At 67.2% G+C, this 17,919-nt stretch carries 13 protein-coding genes and 1 riboswitch; of the genes, 6 read left to right on the top strand and 7 right to left on the bottom strand.

Features of this window, described 5'->3' with window-relative positions; all coding sequences use genetic code 11:
* The first annotated feature begins 176 nt into the window (after positions 1–176).
* Entirely contained in the window at positions 177–1,130 is a 954-nt protein-coding gene (locus tag RTX79_RS14165) for a Nudix family hydrolase (protein WP_312684449.1), read from the top strand.
* A 136-nt stretch (positions 1,131–1,266) separates the two neighbouring features.
* On the opposite strand, the gene RTX79_RS14160 is transcribed toward RTX79_RS14165, so the two are convergent.
* The gene (locus tag RTX79_RS14160) at positions 1,267–1,860 is read right to left on the bottom strand and encodes a DUF4124 domain-containing protein (RefSeq protein WP_312684448.1); all 594 of its coding nucleotides are present in this window, start codon (positions 1,858–1,860) and stop codon (positions 1,267–1,269) included.
* Positions 1,861–1,906: 46 nt separating this feature from the next.
* The gene (gene metF, locus RTX79_RS14155; protein WP_312684515.1) at positions 1,907–2,734 is read right to left on the bottom strand and encodes a methylenetetrahydrofolate reductase [NAD(P)H]; all 828 of its coding nucleotides are present in this window, start codon (positions 2,732–2,734) and stop codon (positions 1,907–1,909) included.
* A 384-nt stretch (positions 2,735–3,118) separates the two neighbouring features.
* On the opposite strand from metF, the gene RTX79_RS14150 reads away from it, so the two are divergent.
* The 3 genes from RTX79_RS14150 (at position 3,119) to RTX79_RS14140 (ending at position 6,624) form a co-directional block, all read left to right on the top strand.
* Positions 3,119–3,538, top strand: coding sequence for a DNA-binding protein (locus tag RTX79_RS14150; protein ID WP_312684447.1), 420 nt, complete (start codon positions 3,119–3,121; stop codon positions 3,536–3,538).
* 108 nt (positions 3,539–3,646) lie between these two features.
* The gene (locus tag RTX79_RS14145) at positions 3,647–5,983 is read left to right on the top strand and encodes a hypothetical protein (RefSeq protein ID WP_312684446.1); all 2,337 of its coding nucleotides are present in this window, start codon (positions 3,647–3,649) and stop codon (positions 5,981–5,983) included.
* An 83-nt stretch (positions 5,984–6,066) separates the two neighbouring features.
* Positions 6,067–6,624: a DUF3228 family protein gene (locus RTX79_RS14140; RefSeq protein ID WP_057507825.1), complete on the top strand. Its 558-nt coding sequence runs from the start codon at positions 6,067–6,069 to the stop codon at positions 6,622–6,624.
* A 105-nt stretch (positions 6,625–6,729) separates the two neighbouring features.
* Here the strand turns inward: RTX79_RS14140 and ybaK are convergent, their stop codons facing one another.
* Positions 6,730–7,197, bottom strand: coding sequence for a Cys-tRNA(Pro) deacylase (ybaK, locus tag RTX79_RS14135; protein ID WP_312684445.1), 468 nt, complete (start codon positions 7,195–7,197; stop codon positions 6,730–6,732).
* Between the two features lie 156 nt (positions 7,198–7,353).
* Entirely contained in the window at positions 7,354–8,799 is a 1,446-nt protein-coding gene (ahcY, locus tag RTX79_RS14130) for an adenosylhomocysteinase (protein WP_042613665.1), read from the bottom strand.
* Positions 8,800–8,834: 35 nt separating this feature from the next.
* Positions 8,835–8,908: riboswitch (S-adenosyl-L-homocysteine riboswitch) on the bottom strand.
* Between the two features lie 108 nt (positions 8,909–9,016).
* On the opposite strand from ahcY, the gene RTX79_RS14125 reads away from it, so the two are divergent.
* Together RTX79_RS14125 and ppc are read left to right on the top strand one after the other, a co-directional pair.
* Complete coding sequence (locus RTX79_RS14125; RefSeq protein WP_312684442.1) at positions 9,017–11,524, top strand: S9 family peptidase; 2,508 nt, start codon at positions 9,017–9,019, stop codon at positions 11,522–11,524.
* Positions 11,525–11,773: 249 nt separating this feature from the next.
* Complete coding sequence (ppc, locus tag RTX79_RS14120; RefSeq protein WP_312684441.1) at positions 11,774–14,485, top strand: phosphoenolpyruvate carboxylase; 2,712 nt, start codon at positions 11,774–11,776, stop codon at positions 14,483–14,485.
* A gap of 170 nt (positions 14,486–14,655) precedes the next feature.
* Here the strand turns inward: ppc and RTX79_RS14115 are convergent, their stop codons facing one another.
* The 3 genes from RTX79_RS14115 to metK form a co-directional block, all read right to left on the bottom strand.
* Complete coding sequence (locus tag RTX79_RS14115; protein WP_057507832.1) at positions 14,656–15,159, bottom strand: acyl-CoA thioesterase; 504 nt, start codon at positions 15,157–15,159, stop codon at positions 14,656–14,658.
* Between the two features lie 30 nt (positions 15,160–15,189).
* The gene (locus RTX79_RS14110) at positions 15,190–16,296 is read right to left on the bottom strand and encodes a hypothetical protein (protein WP_312684440.1); all 1,107 of its coding nucleotides are present in this window, start codon (positions 16,294–16,296) and stop codon (positions 15,190–15,192) included.
* 223 nt (positions 16,297–16,519) lie between these two features.
* Positions 16,520–17,731, bottom strand: a complete 1,212-nt coding sequence (metK, locus tag RTX79_RS14105) for a methionine adenosyltransferase (protein ID WP_312684439.1) — start codon at positions 17,729–17,731, stop codon at positions 16,520–16,522.
* Between the last annotated feature and the right edge of the window lie 188 nt (positions 17,732–17,919).

The raw sequence follows: 17,919 nt of genomic DNA, 5'->3' as shown, positions 1-17,919 counted from the left end.
CGGGAGCCCGTTTTCGTTTTCGCCGAGCGGCCGCGCAGGACGCTCTGCCCCCCCGTTGCTCCGGTAGTGACGGCCGCTGGCCGTCAAGCTCCTGCTCCGGTGAGTGACGACCGCTGGTCGTCACGGCCTATCCATGCAGCTTGCGTCATCTCCGCCGTTTTCGGCATGCTGCCTCCATGTCTTCTCCCAAACGATCCATCCATGTGGTGGCGGGCGTCATCACCGACGCACGCGGTCGCGTGCTGCTCAACCGTCGCACTGAACACAGCGATCTGGCCGGCCTGTGGGAATTCCCGGGCGGCAAACGCGAACCCGGCGAAAGCTCCGAACAGGCGCTGGCCCGCGAACTGCATGAAGAACTCGGCATCGAGGCCGACGTCGGCGACTGGCTGATGGACGTGCCGCAGTGTTACCCGGACAAGGACCTGGTGCTGGAGGTGCGGCATATCCGCAGCTGGAGGGGCACTCCGCGTGGCCGCGAAGGCCAGGCGATCACCTGGGTGGCGCCGGAAAAGCTGGGACGCTATTCCATGCCGCCGGCCGACCTGCCGGTAGTGGCCGCGCTGCGCCAGCCCGACCGCTACCTGATCACCCCGCCGCCGGCCGACGACGACAGCGACCAGCTGCGCTGGAGCGAGCAGCTGCGACGTGCCCTGGCGGACGGGAACCAGCGCATCCAGCTGCGCCTGCCGCCCGACCATCCGCGGCGCGTGGCGCTGTGCGAAGCAGTGGTACGCGGCCACCGCCGTGCAGGACAGTGGCTGCTCAACCGCGATATCGACCTGGCCCGCACGCTCGGTGTCGGCGTGCACCTGGGGGCCGAGCAACTGGCCACGCTGCGGGAGCGGCCGCTGCCGGCCGACCAGCTGGTCGCGGCCTCATGCCATGACCTGGCGCAGCTGCACGCAGCACAGCAACTGGGCTGTGATTTCGTGGTGCTGGGGCCGGTGCAGGCCACAGCCAGCCATCCCGGTGCCGATCCGATGGGCTGGGAGCGCTTCGCCGCGCTGCGCGCGCAGGTGGCCCTGCCGATCTACGCGCTGGGCGGCCTGGGGCCCGATGACATCGTCACCGCCCGCCGCCACGGCGCCCAGGGCATCGCCGCCATCCGCGGCCTGTGGCCTGCCTGACCTGACTACCGTGCGACTGCGCGAACAGTAGCGCCGCGCCATGCTCGGCGAGCGCGGAGCGCGGCCTGCGTCCGCCATCGCATTGCCGGACCGGAACCCCGCGGGCCGTCGCAAGCGCCGCGCGGCAACACAGCGCTTACAGCGTGATCCAGAAACACCCGTACTGCCGGCGCAGCCCCAGCACGCTGCGTGCCGGCGTGGCGGTGCCCGGCAGCACCTGTTCCAATCGCAGTGCGATCGGATTGGGTCGGTCGTCTCCGGCTTCGACCATGTCGCCGGCTTCGACCATGCCATCGGCCGCGGGCAGCAGCGGTTCCTGCCGTTGCGGGTAGACCGGCACGATATCCACCAGCGGACGCCGCGCGATGGACTCCAGCTGGCCCAGGATGCGCTGGGCACCGGCGTCGGATACTGCTCCCCACAGGTACAGCGTGGAAAGCCGATTGACGTCGTTGGCGGCCATCGCGCCACGCAGCGCGCCCACCAGTTCACTCAGCCGACGCGGGCAGCTGGCCCCGAGCGTATTGCGCTGCTGGGTGTTGCCGGCCGCTGCGGTGGCGGGTTCAGGCAGCCGCGAACGGGCGCCGAGGCTTTCGCAGGGGCGATCGGTGTAGACACTTTGTCCGCCGGCATCGGTGCAGCGGTTCAAGCGCGGCGCCTGCTGCGCGTGGGCCGGTGCAGGCAGGGCGGACAGCAGCAGGAGCAACGGCAGGCAGGCAAGGATTCTCATTGCCAGCAGGGTAGCGCCCAGCGCCGGCCTGCGCGATGAAAACGCGTCAGCTGCGCAGCAGTTTCAGCACCGACGTCGTCGGCTTGGCCAGGTTCAAGGTGTAGAAATGCAGCCCCGGCGCGCCGCCTTCCAGCAATCGCTGGCACAGCTGCGCCACCACCTCCGCGCCGAACGCGCGGATCGATTCGCTGTCATCGCCGTAAGCCTGCATCTTGCGCCCGATCCAGCGCGGGATTTCCGCGCCGCACTGTTCAGAAAAACGACGCAGCTGGCTGAAGTTGGAGATCGGCATGATGCCCGGCACGATCGGCACGCTGACGCCGAGCGCGCGTACCGCATCGACGAAATGGAAGTAGGCGTCTGCGTTGTAGAAATACTGGGTGATCGCTGCATCGGCGCCGGCATCCACCTTGGCCTTGAAGTGCTTCAGGTCGGCCAGTGCATCGCTGGCCTGCGGATGGGTTTCTGGATACGCGCCGACTTCGATGCGGAACGCGTTGCCGTGCTCGGCACGGATGAAATCGATCAGCTCGACGGCGTAGCGCAGGTCACCGGGGTGTCCCATGCCCGAAGGCAGGTCGCCGCGCAGGGCGACGATGCGGGTGCAGCCGATGGCGCGGTACAGCTTGAGCAGCTCGCGGATTTCCTGCCGGCTGCCGCCGACGCAGGAAAGATGCGGGGCGGCCTCGAAGCGGTGGTGCTGCTTGAGGTGGCGCACCGTTTCGGAGGTATAGCTGAGCGTGGAGCCGCCGGCGCCGAAGGTACACGACACGTACTCCGGGCCGAAACCACGCAGCTTGGCAGCGGTGCGATCCAGCTGGCTGCGCTGCTCGTCGGTCTTGGGCGGGTAGAACTCGAAGCTGAGAGAGGTCATGGCGATGGCGGCAGCGGGTTCGTCGCCAGTATATCTCTTCATCGCGATGAATGTGCAATCTGTGCAGCCGTCCTGCCTGTCTGACGCTGACCCCGTTCGCGTGATTGCAGTTTTCCTGATGGATCCGGAGGGGGCTGGCTGCGCAGGATGTCCGGGCCGCTGACGCAGAAGCACCGGCCGGGATTGGAGTCCTGGAACTTTTCGAAATTGGCTCTGTTTTGCCCCCTGGGCACGGCGGAGAATGCATCACCACGCCAGCTCTCTGGCGGGCGATGCGTGGGGATTTCATCCGCCGGTTTTTTCGAAAGGTCCGGTACTCCAACCCGCATCGTCCGCCGCCTTGCGCCCTGGCGCAGGCGGCCTCAACGGCCTGCGAGGTTCCCCATGCCATCCCACCCACGCCACGCCGCCCGCCTGCACTCGCTGATCGGCGAAGGCCTGCATGATCTGCCGCCGGAAACGATCCACAAGCTGGAACGCATGCTGCAGTGTTACGGCGTGCCGCATCCACGCGATGAACCGGCATGGGGCAGCGGCGGTAGCCTGCTGCGCACCCCGCACGAGGTCGCCCGGCACCTGGACGGCTGCCTGGTCGAAAGCGGCGGGGACGCCGCGATTCTTGCCGAAGCCCTGCTCAGCCTGGTGGAAGGTTCCGACCTGCGCCGCGTCGCGCGGGTCTGCGGCCTGCCGTGCGAGGTGCTGCACCGCCAGCTGGCGGGCAGGCGCACGCTGACCTTCGCCACCGTGGCGGGCTCGCTGCGCGCCTTGGGCGTGGGGCTGCGGGTACGGGTGGCGGCGCGTTGAGCGGCGATGACCGGTATCTGCCAGTACGCCGGCGGCATGCTTCGCTGACTTCGTTTCGTCGCCAACCGCAGGTTCCCCATGCCCCTCCATCCGTCTGCTGGCTGCAGCATGTCCGGTTCCATCAACATCATGGGCGTCGTCGGTTCCATCCTGCCCGCCACCCGCCCCATGCGGTTGCATCAGGTAGTCAACCGCACACCGCAGCAGGGGACCTGCCGGTTGCCTTCTTCCGCGGTCTGCCGCGAACTGGTCAGCTGGGGCGGTGACATCCTGGTCCGCCGCGCCGCGCAGGCCGGGGCACGGACATGGCCGGAGCTGACGCACGTGCATGCAGCAAGCCGCGTCGTGCTTGCGCTGGGTGCCGTGCGTCGCGGTGAATACGCCGCAGCGACCGCACAGTTGCCGTGGGCGGCACTCGCGCCGCCCCAGGTGCTTGCCTGGGCACGGGCAACGCTGCACGCGCTGCTGCCGGAATGGGTGGTCCACGGGCTGGACAATGATCCGACGCTGGCGTTGTTGGCCGCCGTGGCGCTGCTGCATGAGCTGCATGCAACCCCGGATGGGAACCAACTGCCGGCACCGCCCTCGTCTGCCGCCGCTATGGTGAGAGGGCTGCGGGCGGCGTATGAGAGCCTGCGCGGCGTGCTGCATGCGGACGCGGCGATGGACCGCCTGCGCCTTGCCGGCTCAACCGATCGGCGATCGGGCATCGGCTACAGCACGCAGGCAGCCGGCCACGCTGCGCTGGGCACCGCCCTCCAGCTAGAGCGCCGTGGCGCCGGCCCGGTCGGCGATGCTGCGTCGTATGCCGCCAGCATCGGCGCGCCGCCGACGGCTGCAGGTGCCTGGTTGTTCGCGGGGGCATCGGCATCCCCCAGAGCAGGCGATGGCGCCAGCCACCCACACCCGCGGAAGCATGCCGCTCCCGCTCCCGCTCCCGCTGGCGCGCGGCCGGCCAGCGGCGGTGGGAAACGCCGCAGTGGGCCGCTGCGCAGACCGATGACGGGCGGCAGCCTGCGTGGAAGTGGCAGGCGGCACGGCGACAGCAGCCAGCGCGACCCCCTGCATGCCTATGCGCCTGCCGCAATGGCCGGCTACGCAGACGGGCCCAAGGAGCTGCTCATGGGTCCGGTCTACCCGTCCACCGATGAGAAGACCGGCGGCGCTCCCCCCGGAATCCGGCTTGATCCGGCAGTGCAGCCCCGTTCGGGCGCTGAGCCCCGCGGCGTGGCGGCCGTGGGGTCAACGCACCAGCGGGCCGGGTCCAGCCCTGTCGGCGTCCTCCCGCAGACACGGGCGGATCACCCCTCTTTCGCGCGCGAGGCGCTGTCTGTGCCCCAGGGCACAGTGAACTGCCTGCAGGTGGACGACGAGCGTGTCGCCCTGCTGCTGGTCAGGCAGCAGCGCTATCGTCCGCCCCTGATGCGGTTCTGCATTCCTTCCAGTGACACGCCCTGGTTCAAGGGCCTGTTCGGTGGCTCGATGTCCACTTCCCGCGGCATGGGGCGCTGGATGGTGAGCGAACTGGTGCACGAACGCGTGCCGCACACCCTTCGCCCCCTGAGCATACGCCGCCATGGTGGCGCGGACGATATGCTGCTCGATACACCCTCGCCCTGGCGGTGGCTGGGCGATGAGCGCATCTTCTCCCTGCTGACGGTGTCGCTGCTCGATGACCAGCTGCGACCCGAGGCCAGTGGATGGAACCCGCAGTTCATGCCGCGCAACAGCTTTACGGTGATGCAGCACACCGGAGTGGATGGCGATGATCGGTTGTATCTTGCCTACTTCCTGCACCGCGAGCACCCAGGAAACAGTGGCGTCAACGCAGGTTTCCTGGAAGTGGAGGTGAGCGCGGCAGGCCAGTTGAGTATCACCGACACGGCGCACGGGGAAGCCATCGTCGGCGACACCCTCGCTCTGCTCGTGGCCAGCATCGAGAAGCTGACCGGCCTGCGCTGCACCGACTCGGCCGATCACGTGCTGGCCGGCGACGTGGCCCCGCGGGCGCGCAATCTGTTCGTCGATATCGACGAAACGCGGTCACTGCATGCGGATCATCCCTTGCCGTTGAACCGATCACTGGACCCGTTCTCCCCGGTCCTGGTGCAGGCTGTCGGCCACCCTCGGCCCTTCACGCTGTATCTGCGAAGCTTCCTGGCATTGGATGACACGATCCTGTTCGCCGATGCCAAGGGGCGCAGCGGAGCGCTGCACTACATGGCCGACGCGTCCGCAGGCGGGGCCCGCGCACTGCGCTGCGATACGCTCGAGGCGTGCACGTTCGCCGCCTTGCACGGCCTGCAGTCGGGCCGCCGCTACACCGTGGACGAGGTGGCCCAGACGTTGCAGGAAAATGGCCTGCTACCGATGCCGCAGAAGGCGCGGGCGGTCCCCGAAGGTGATGATCACCTCCACGTGCAGGCGCCGAGTCCACGGCGGTGAGGGCACCAACGTGGACAGGTCGCTGACTATCCCTGTGCCGCCCGCGCGGCTAGTCTGGCGGAGTTGATCGCCCTGATGCCGCCATGTCCATTGTCCTGACCGAATTCGCCCGCCCCCGCCTGTTCCCGCGCACGCCGCGCGCCAACACCATCCAGGACTGTTCGGCCGAACAGTTCGTACAGCACCTCAACACCCATGCACCCTTCAAGGTGCTGGACGGCTATGCGCCGTTCTGCAAGCTGCATGTGTATGAAAACTGGACCAGCACCCGCTGCCTGACCGTGCCGATCACCGCAGCCAACCGGCACCAGCTGCGCAGTGGCTACGAAGCACGCAACCGCGATGAGCTACCGGTGCTGGTGCGGTGGTTCGAAGGCGTGGAATCACCGGTGGCGAACTACCTGGTGGTGATCCTGTACAGCGCAGAGCAGCTGGCGAAGGAAGGCACCGACATCGTGGCCGACTGGGGCATCGTCGGCTGCATCTACACCGCCGAACCCGAAGAAGTACCGATGGCCCCGATCACCATGATGCGCAACGCGCTGGGCGTGGAGGAGGGAGGTTCCGGCGTGCCGCTGGACCGCGAAGCCTACGCGCGCGCTGTGGCGTTCTGGGAAGCCAACGCCAACTGGCGGGGGTAGGGAGCGCACCGGTAATGACGGCCGCTGGCCGTCTGCTTCTGCTGTCGGTGGGGGGACGACCGTTGGCCGTCACGCTCGCCGGGCGTCGCTACCGCCGAAGCAGGTTCAACGCCGGATCGTGGCGAACACCGCACCCGTCAACCGCGCCAGGTCGGCCGGCTCCAGCTCCACTTCCAGCCCCCGGCGTCCGGCACTGACATGCAGCGTCGGCAGTCCCTGCGCGCTGGCATCGATGAACGTGCGCAGCCGCTTCTTCTGGCCCAGCGGGCTGATGCCACCGACCAGGTAGCCGGTCGCGCGTTGCGCCGCATCCACCGGTGCCATCGCGCATTTGCGGCAGCCGGCAACATCGGCCAGCGCCTTCAAATCCAACTGCCCGGCCACCGGGACGACGGCCACCAGCAGCTCATGCGTTTCCGTGCTGGCGAGCAGGGTCTTGAACACCTGTTCCGCCTTCAGCCCCAGCTTCTGGACGGCTTCGCCGCCATAGGAACCGGCCTGCGCGTCGTGCACGTAGCTGCGCACGGTATGGGCGATTTTTTCGCGTTGGAGCAGGTTGATGGCCGGAGTCATGGCGGGATCGTAGCGCTGTAGCCTCCGGCGTGGCTTGACCCAGGCTACGGACTCGCCATTCCAGGCATGCCGGCCAGCGGCCGGCACTACCGGGCATCAAACAAAAACGGGCGCCCGAAGGCGCCCGTCCAGACGATCTGCGAGGTTACCCGCGAATCAGTAGCGGTAATGCTCCGGCTTGAACGGACCTTCCACCGGCACGCCGATGTAATCGGCCTGTTCCTGGCTCAGGGTGGTCAGCTTCACGCCGATCTTTTCCAGGTGCAGGCGGGCCACTTCCTCGTCCAGCTTCTTCGGCAGCAGGTACACCTTCTTCTCGTAGCTGTCCTTGTTCGCCCACAGGTCGATCTGGGCCAGGGTCTGGTTGGCGAACGAGTTGGACATCACGAAGCTCGGGTGGCCGGTGGCGCAGCCCAGGTTCACCAGGCGGCCGTCGGCCAGCAGGAAGATCGCATTGCCGTTGTCGAACACGTACTTGTCGACCTGCGGCTTGATGTTGATCTTCTGCACGCCGGCCAGCGCGTTCAGCGCATCGACCTGGATCTCGTTGTCGAAGTGGCCGATGTTGCAGACGATGGCCTGGTCCTTCATCGCGCTCAGGTGTTCGATGCGGATGATGTCCTTGTTGCCGGTGGTGGTGACATAGATGTCGCCACGACCCAGGGTGGATTCGATGGTGTTGACCTCGAAGCCTTCCATCGCCGCCTGCAGGGCGCAGATCGGGTCGATTTCGGTGACCACCACGCGCGCGCCGTAGGCACGCAGAGAAGCGGCGCAGCCCTTGCCGACGTCACCGTAGCCGCAGACCACGGCAACCTTGCCAGCCAGCATCACGTCCATCGCGCGCTTCAGGCCATCGGCCAGCGACTCGCGGCAGCCGTACAGGTTGTCGAACTTGCTCTTGGTGACCGAGTCGTTGACGTTGATCGCCGGGATCAGCAGGGTGCCGGCCTGGGCCAGCTGGTACAGGCGGTGCACGCCGGTGGTGGTCTCTTCGGAGACGCCCTTCCAGTCCTTGACCACGCGGCCCCAGTAGCCCGGACGCTCGCTGGCCACGCGCTTGAGCAGGTTCTTGATGACCTGCTCTTCGTGCGAAGCCGCCGGCTCGTCGACCCAGGTGCTGCCGTTTTCCAGCTCGTAGCCCTTGTGGATCAGCAGGGTGACATCGCCGCCATCGTCGACCACCAGCTCCGGACCGGTCAGGGTGCCGTCGGCCAGGGTGAAGGTCAGCGCGTCCAGGGTGCAGTCCCAGTACTCTTCCAGCGTCTCACCCTTCCAGGCGAACACCGGCGTGCCGGAGGCGGCGATCGCCGCGGCGGCATGGTCCTGGGTGGAGAAGATGTTGCACGAGGCCCAGCGCACGTCGGCGCCGATGTCCTTCAGCGTTTCGATCAGCACCGCGGTCTGGATGGTCATGTGCAGCGAGCCGGTCACGCGCACGCCCTTCAGCGGCAGGTCGGCCTGGTGCTTGCGACGGATCGACATCAGGCCCGGCATCTCGTGCTCGGCGATGTCCAGTTCCTTGCGGCCCCAGTCGGCCAGCGAGATATCGGCGATCTTGTAGTCACCTTCGGTGGAGAAGGTCTTGGCAACAGCGTTCATTCATTGCTCCGGTTGTGGACGAGCGGGTGCTCGTATCTAGCCGGGCGCCGTTTTACATTGCCACCCTCCGAGCCTGGCCGGTTGACCGGTCGCAGCGCCCCTCGGCAGGGGAAGGCGCCCATTATATCGCGGGCCGGGGGGTGCCCAACCATCGGCAGGGGGTGAACGGCGCGGCGGCTGTTAAGGTCGGGTATTCACCAGCATCGAAAGGATGGTCATGAGCAAGCGCGTGCGTCGCACTGGGCGTTGGAACGGAGTGGTGCTGTCGATGGCCCTGCTGGCGATGACGCCGGCCGTGTGGGCCGCCCCGTCGGCCACTGCTGCATCCACCGCCGTGGGCGGCTATGAGCTGCCTTCGGCCGCGCTGCAGGCGGTGGTGGACCAGCCGCGCGCGCCGGGCCTGTTCCTGTCCCCGCAGCGCGATCTGGCCGCCATGCTGCAGATGCCGCCGCTGCCGTCGATCGAGGTGGTGGCGCAGCCGGAACTGAAGTTGGCCGGCCGCCGGATCAACCCGCGCACGTTCTCCGACAGCCGCTTCAGCTACGGCGCCAAGCTGTGGCTGATGGGCATCAACGAAGGCAAGGAACGGCAGATCACCGGCCTGCCCTCGGCGCTTTCGGTGGCCAGCCTGGCGTGGTCGCCGGACCAGAAGTGGCTGGCCTTCAACCAGGTCGATCCGGCCAGCGGTGCCAACGAGCTGTGGCTGGTGGACGTCGCCAACGCCAGCGCGCGCCGGCTGCGCGGTGAGCTGAACACCGTGCTCGGCGATGGCTACCAGTGGCTTCCCGACAGCCGCGGCCTGCTGGTGATGAGCCGCCTTGGCAACGCCGGCAGCCCGCCATCGCGCGAGGTGGCGCCAACCGGCCCGGCCGTCCAGCAGACCAGCGAAGGCAGCGGCGTGGTGTCCATCCGCACCTACCAGGACCTGCTGAAAAACGAGGCTGACGCGCGCCTGTTCGATTACTACGCCACCAGCCAGCCCACCGAAATCGGCCTGGACGGCCAGGCCAGGGCCGTCGGCGCGGCCGGTGTGTATCTCGGCCTGAGCCTTTCGCCCGATGGCGGCTACCTGCTCAGCCAGCGCGTGCAACGGCCGTACTCCTACGTGGTGCCGGTGGGCAGCTTCCCGCGCCGCATCGACGTGCTCGACCGCGCCGGCAAGCTGGTGCATACCGTGGCCACGCGGCCGCTGGTGGAAGGCCTGCCGACCGGCAACGATGCCGAAGTGACCGGCGTGCGTGACATCAGCTGGCGTGCCGATACGCCGGCCACCCTGGTATGGGCCGAAGCGCAGGACGGCGGGGATCCGAACCGCGAGGCCAGCATCCGCGATGCGGTGCTGATGCAGGCCGCCCCGTTCGACAGGCCGCCGGTGACCCTGGCCCGGCTTGGCAGCCGTTATGCCGGCATCACCTGGGCGCGCGGCGACCTGGCCCTGCTCAACGAGTCGTGGTGGAAGACCCGCCGCACCAAGACCTGGTTGATCGCCCCGGATGAGGCGGCGACCGATCCGAAGCTGCTGTTCGACCGCGATGCGCAGGACCGTTACAGCGATCCCGGCAAGCCGGGCACGCTGCGCGATGACAACGGCCGCGCGCTGCTGCAGACCAGCGCCGATGGCAACAGCATCTACTTCTACGGTGCAGGTGCATCGGCCGAAGGCGACCGCCCGTTCCTGGACCGCTACGAGCTGGCGACCGGCAAGACCACCCGCCTGTTCCATTCGCAGGCGCCGACCTATTCGGTGCCGATCGCGCTGCTGGGGGCGGATGCCGCCTCGCTGCTGTTCACCCGCGAAAGCCCTGAGCAGCCGGCGAACTACTTCGTGCAGCCGCTGGGCGATGCGGCCGCTGCACCGCGTGCGCTCACCACCTTCGCCCATCCGCTGCCGCAGCTGCGCGGGGTCAGCAAGGAACAGATCCGTTACAAGCGCAGGGACGGCGTGGACCTGACCGCGACCCTGCTGCTGCCGCCCGGTTATGACCCCAAGCGTGATGGCCCGCGCCCGCTGCTGATGTGGGCCTACCCCGGCGAGTACAAAAGCGCGGCGGCCGCCAGCCAGGTCACCGGTTCGCCGTACCTGTTCAATGCGGTCAGCTACTGGGGCCCGCAGGCGTTCCTGGCCAAGGGCTATGCGGTGCTGGCCAGCCCGACCATGCCGATCATCGGCGAGGGCGACAAGGAGCCCAACGACACCTATCTGGAACAGCTGGTGTCCAACGCGCAGGCCGCGGTGGATGAGGTGGTGCGCCGCGGTGTCACCGATCGCGATCACATCGCCATCGGCGGGCATTCCTACGGTGCATTCATGACCGCCAACCTGCTGGCGCACAGCCGCCTGTTCAAGGCCGGCATCGCGCGCAGCGGCGCTTACAACCGCACGCTGACGCCGTTTGGTTTCCAGGCCGAAGAGCGCAACTACTGGCAGGCGCAGGACACCTATCTGAAGATGTCGCCGTTCAACTACGCCGGCAACATCAAGGACCCGATCCTCTTCATCCACGGCGTGGACGACAACAACTCCGGTACCTTCCCGATGCAGAGCGAGCGCATGTTCGCAGCGGTGAAGGGGCTGGGAGGCACGTCGCGCTTGGTGATGCTGCCCAACGAATCGCACGCCTACCGCGCGCGCGAATCGATCATGACGATGCTGGCCGAGAGCGAGCGCTGGCTGGAGCAGACCATCGGCAAGGGCGAACGTATCGGCGGCAAGGCGGAAAGGTAGCGCCCAAGGCGGCGGCAGGAGCCGCTGCCAACGTCGCTCGCGACGGCCCGCAGGGTGCCGGTCAGGACGACCGGCATCGCCATGCTCGGCGAGCGCAGCGGTGAACGGGAACGGCGTGACGACCCACGGTCGTCACCCACCGACGCAGAAGACGGCCAGCGGCCGTCACTACTGAAACCAACCGTCGGCAGGCAATTGAACTGCGCTAGGCTTGGCGAGGGATCCTTGCTTGAGGTTCGTGCGTCGCCGATGAACGAGTTCCGCAGCAGCATCATGTTCGCCAACCCCGATATTCCCCTGCGTGACGACGTGCGCCGACTCGGCGCACTGGTCGGCGACCTGCTGGTCGAGCAGGTATCGGACGCTTTCTTCGACGATGTGGAAAGCGTGCGCACCCGCGCCATCGCACGGCGCGAGAACGCCTCGCCCCTGTCCGACCTGGCCGAGGGACTGGCCGGCCGTTCACCGCAGCAGGCCGAAGCGATGGTGCGTGCCTTCAGCACCTACTTCCAGGTGGTCAACATCGCCGAGCGCGTGCACCGCATCCGCCGCCGCCGCGACTACCAGCGCGCCGGCACGCGCGCCCCGCAGCCGGACGGCCTGCAGGATGCCCTGCAGCAGCTCAAGGCGCAGGGCGTGACCCTGCAGGAACTGCAGGACTGGTTGCCGCGCATCGACATCGAACCGGTGTTCACTGCCCATCCCACCGAGGCGGTGCGCCGCGCGCTGCTGGAGAAAGAGCAGCTGATGGTGGCCAGCCTGGTGGACAACCTGGATGGCCAGCGCACCCCCGGTGAGGCCGCCGCCGACGATGCGCGCTTCCGCATGGCACTGACCGCGTCCTGGCAGACCACCGATTCGTCGCCGGTGCGTCCCACCGTGGATGATGAGCGCGAGCACGTGGGTTTCTACCTGGTGCAGGTGCTGTACCGCGTGATCCCGGTGCTGTATGAATCGCTGCAGCAGGCGCTGGTCGATACCTTCGGCGAAGGCCTGGCCTTGCCACGGCTGCTGCGCTTCGGCACGTGGGTGGGCGGGGACATGGACGGCAACCCCAACGTGGACGCCGGCACCATCCGCAACACCCTGGATGCACAGCGCCGCGCGGTGCTGGCGCAGTACCAGAAGGAGCTGCTGCAGCTGGCCAGCCTGCTCAGCCAATCCACCGAACGGGTCGGCGTCAGCGATGCGCTGCAGGCGCGGCTGGCCGATTATCAGCAGCGGCTGCCGGACGTGCAGTCGCGCCCGCGCCACGGCGACATGCCGTACCGGCTGTTGAACGACCGCATGCGCGCGCGACTGCAGGCGACGCTGGATGATGGGCAGGGTGCGTATGCCGGGCCGGAAGAACTGATCGATGACCTGCAGCTGATCTTCGACAGCCTGCGCGCCAACCGCGGCGAGCACGCCGGTGGTTTCGCGGTGCAGCGGCTGTTGTGGCGGGTGAAGACCTTCGGCTTCCACCTGGCGCGGCTGGACGTGCGCCAGGAATCCAGCGTGCACGCACGCGCGCTGGCCACCGCATTGGATGGCGAGGCCGCATGGGATGCCCGCGATGCAAGCGCACGCGCAGCCTTGCTGGGGCCCTACGCCAGTGGCGAACAGGCACTGCCGCAGGCCGACGAGGAAGGCAACCAGCGGCTGGATGCGGTATTCGCGGCGCTGGCCGATGCGCGCCGCCGGCATGGCGCCGATGCGCTGGGCAGTTACATCATTTCGATGGCGCATGACCGCGGCGACGTGCTGGCGGTGCTGGCGTTGGCGCGCCGTGGTGGGCTGGTGGACGAGGCCGGCGGCGTGCCGCTGGATATCGCGCCGTTGTTCGAAACGGTGGATGACCTCAAGCACGGCACCGCGACCCTGCGCGACCTGCTGGCCGATCCGGTGTACCGCGCGCACCTGCAGGCCCGCAACGAAGTGCAGATGGTGATGCTGGGGTACTCGGACAGCAGCAAGGACGGCGGCATCGCGGCCTCGCGCTGGGGCCTGCAGCGTGCCCAGGTGGAACTGCTCGAGGTGGCCGTCGAAAGCGGTATCGCGCTGACCTTCTTCCATGGCCGCGGTGGTTCGATCAGCCGTGGCGGTGGCAAGACCACCCATGCGGTGGACGCGTCGCCGCGCGGCAGCATCGACGGTCGGCTGCGGGTCACCGAGCAGGGCGAAGTGATCCACCGCAAGTACGGCATCCGCGCGCTGGCGGTGCGCTCGCTGGAACAGGCCACCGGCGCGGTGCTCCGTTCCAGCCTGCGTCCGCGCGCGCCCGAGCCGCGCGAGGAGGCGTGGCGGCCGGTGATGGACGTGGTGGCCGATGCGAGCAGCACCGCCTACCGCGCGTTCGTCGGCCAGCCGCGTTTCATGGATTATTTCCGCACCGCGACGCCGATCGATGTGATCGAGCGGATGACGCTGGGGTCGCGCCCCTCGCGCCGGCTGGGCCAGGACGCGGCGCTGACCAACCTGCGCGCGATTCCGTGGGTGTTCGCCTGGAGCCAGGCGCGCGCGGTGATCCCGGGCTGGTATGGCGTGGGCAGCGGCCTGCAGGCGGCGGTGGATGCCGGCCATGAGGACACCCTGCGGCAGATGGCGCAGGACTGGCCGTTCTTCCGGACCTTCCTGGATGACATTGCCATGGTGCTGTCGAAGGGCGACATCACCATCGCCGAACAGTTCTCGCGGTTGTCCGGCGAACTGCACGGCAGCTTCTTCCCGAAGGTGGAAGAGGAGTGGGCGCTGACCGAACGCTGGGTGCAGGCGCTGACCGGCCAGCAGTCGCTGCTGGAACACGACCAGCGGCTGGCGCTGTCGATCCGCCTGCGCAATCCTTACGTGGACCCGATCAGCGTGCTGCAGGTCGACCTGCTGCAGCGCTGGCGTGCCAGTGGCGGTGAGGACGAGGACCTGCTGCGCGCGCTGGTGGCCTGCGTCAACGGCGTGTCGCAGGGCGTGCAGAACACCGGCTGAGGGCGCTGGCGGCTGACGCGCGTCTCGGTGGGTCACGCCTGTTGGTCGTCACGCTCCTGGCGGTGAAGCGTGACCAGCAACGGTGGTCACCCACCCCAGCAACGTCGTCACCTGCCAAAGCAGGGTCGTCACCCACCAGCTCAAGGTCGTCCCCCGTCCTGGCAGGATCGTTATTCCGGCGCTGGCGGATTGGATGCGAGCAGTTCCAGATGGCGTTGTTCCATCTCCTGCCGCAGCTGGCGTCGCAGCAGGGCCGCGGCGTGCCGGCGCTTTTCATCGGAGGAGGTGGGCTGCAGCGCCGGTACGGCAGTCGGCCGGCCATCCTCGTCCACCGCCACCATGGTGAAGAAGCAGCTGTTGGCGTGGCGCACGCTGCGTTCCAGGATGTCTTCAGCCACCACCTTGACGCCGATCTCCATCGACGAGGTGCCGGTGTAGTTGACCGAGGCCAGGAAGGTGACCAGTTCACCGACCGCGATCGGCTGGCGGAACATCACCTGGTCCACCGACAGAGTGACCACGTAGCGCCCGGCATAGCGGCTGGCACAGGCGTAGGCCACCTGGTCGAGCAGGCGCAACACGGCACCGCCGTGGACTTTGCCGGAGAAGTTGGCCATGTCCGGTGTCATCAACACGGTCATGGTGAGCTGGTGGGATTTCAGTTCAGTCGACATGCGGCCATCTTCGCATGGAGCAGCGGTTGCCTAATCGAAGGACACCGGCGTCAATTGCGCCTGCAGCTCGCGATTGGGGCATTCATACGCGCGGTACCGGGGTGGGTGGATATGACGGTGATCCTGCTCGAGGAGGTGACCGATGACCGGCATCGCCGCCTCCCACTCGACCATCATCGGCTCGGTGTCCGTATCGAGGGCCGCCAGCACGATGCAGTCGGTCTTGGGGAGGGAAACCTCCACTCCCTCGGCCCAGTAGCAGAAGGATCGCTCTGCCTTCATGTTGACGCCGTACGAGGCGACGAAGACCTGATGACCCTTGAGCTTGTGCAAGTGCTCCAGCAATTCCTTCTGGACTGCGTAGGTGTCGTCCTCAAACTGTAGTCGCAGCCTGCGTTGCAGGAAGCGAAGCTGCGGCGTAGCAGGCTCCACTGGCTGCATCTCACCATCCACGTAGTGGAACAGTTCCCATGACACGGCGTAGCCATCCTGCATGCCCTCTTCGGCCAGCCTGAAGAGGGTGGCTTGGGCGTGCAGGTCACAATCACCGGCAACCAGCAGCAGATCGCGGGTGGGGATCATGAAGACCGGCAGGCCGCGCAGGGGGATGCGGTGCAGCATGTCGGGCAGCAACGCGCGACTGCTGTTGTAACCGTCGCCCCAGGCGGCCTTGAATACCCCATCGGCGGCTTGTTCGAAGGGCAGGTCCGGCTGCTCACGCAGGTTGCCGCGCGCAACGGCCAGGGCATGCTCAAGATCGATTCCCCACGATGCGTCAGGCCCTTCCGGTTTGATGAGGGTGTGCTCTTCACTGTCGACGGCCAGCAGGACGACACATTCGGCACTCACTCTGCGGTACTGAAACGAAGCGTCTTCTTCCCAGCCGGCTTTTTCCGCAGCCGCCAGCTTCGTCTGGTCCAGCAGCGAGGCATTGCGCAGGACAGGACGCAGCTCGTTCCTGGCCGCCTGCCGTGGATTGTGTACCTCGTGATCACCGACCAACCAGGCCAAATGGCGGGCAACCACCTCCTCCTGCAGGTGTCTAGGACTGGACAGGTATTGGTGGTAGGCATTATGTAGATTGACGTGGCCACCTTTCTCCCACTCGATGCGGAAAAGTGCGCGGTTGTAATGCAAGGAAAGGGGGGGGGGGCTGTGCGCCGCGCAGCGCGCATGAAGTGCCGGGCGAAAGCATCCTTGTCGGGACGCCTGCGCGGCAGCCAGTGGAACAGTGTGGAAAGCATGGTGTCCCCCTTCGTGGATCCATGCTCGCGCAGGCTGCCGCTCCCATCAAGGAAACAGTCAGCAAAAAAGAAGGGCCGCTTGCGCGGCCCCTCGGGTAGTACGTGTTGCGTTCGGCTTACTTCAGCTTCGCATCGGCGCGCAGTGCGGCGGCGCGATCGGTCTTCTCCCAGGAGAAGGCCGTGGCGTTGACGGTCTCGCCTTCACCGTTGAGGTAACTGAACTCCTTCGGCTTGCGGCCGAAGTGGCCGTAGGCCGCGGTCTGCTGGTACATCGGGTGGATCAGGTCGAGCATCTTGATGATGCCGTACGGGCGCAGGTCGAAGTGCTTGCGGATCAGCTTCTCGATCTGCTCGTCCGGAATCCGTCCGGTGCCGAAGGTGGTGACCGAAATCGAGGTCGGCTCGGCCACGCCGATGGCGTAGGAGACCTGCACTTCGCAGCGGTCGGCCAGGCCGGCGGCGACCACGTTCTTGGCCACGTAGCGGGCCGCGTAGGCCGCCGAACGATCGACCTTGGACGGATCCTTGCCGGAGAACGCACCACCACCGTGACGGGCCCAGCCGCCGTAGGTGTCGACGATGATCTTGCGGCCGGTCAGGCCGCAGTCGCCCACCGGGCCGCCGATCTCGAACTTGCCGGTCGGGTTGATGTGGAACTTGGTGCCCTTGTGCAGCCACTTGGCCGGCAGCACCGGCTTGATGATCTCTTCGCGGACGGCTTCGATCAGGTCCTTCTGCTTGATGCCCGGGGCATGCTGGGTGGACAGCACGATGGCATCGATGGCCGACACCTGGCCGTCTTCATAGCGCAGGGTGACCTGGCTCTTGGCGTCCGGGCGCAGCCAGGACAGCGGCGAGTTCTTCTTCTTGCGGATCTTGGCCTGCTGCTCGACCAGGCGGTGCGACAGGTGGATCGCGGCCGGCATGTAGCTGTCGGTCTCGTTGGTGGCATAGCCGAACATCAGGCCCTGGTCGCCGGCGCCCATTTCTTCGGGCTTCTTGCGGTCAACGCCCTGGGCGATGTGCGGGGACTGCTTGCCGATCAGGTTCAGCACGCCACAGGTGGCGCCGTCGAAGCCGACGTCGGAGCTGTTGTAGCCGATATCCAGGATCACCTGGCGGGTCAGGGCTTCCAGGTCGATCCACGCGCTGGTGGTGATCTCGCCGGCCACGATGGCCACGCCGGTCTTGACCATGGTCTCGCAGGCCACGCGGGCGCGCTGGTCCTTGGCCAGGATCGCGTCCAGGACCGCATCGGAAATCTGGTCGGCGATCTTGTCCGGATGGCCTTCGGAGACCGATTCGGAAGTGAACAGGTAGCTGGTCATCAGGCGTTATATCCTTTAATTCGGATGGAAAGATGGGCGCGAATGATACACGGCGCGCGTCGCAAGTGCATTGTGGACTGCGACAGGTTGCCGGTGGTTAAGGTCATGTGCCCAGGTGTGAGGGTAGCCGGGAAGCATGACCGGACCGTGGTGGGGCCGGGGCCTGCCCGGTGGCGTTGGCAGCGACG

Origin of the sequence: Stenotrophomonas chelatiphaga, assembly GCF_032054965.1 — a bacterium.
GTDB classification, from domain to species: Bacteria; Pseudomonadota; Gammaproteobacteria; order Xanthomonadales; family Xanthomonadaceae; genus Stenotrophomonas; species Stenotrophomonas chelatiphaga.
Note: the sequence above shows the minus strand (reverse complement) of the source record. Positions and strands in the feature narration are given on the sequence as shown.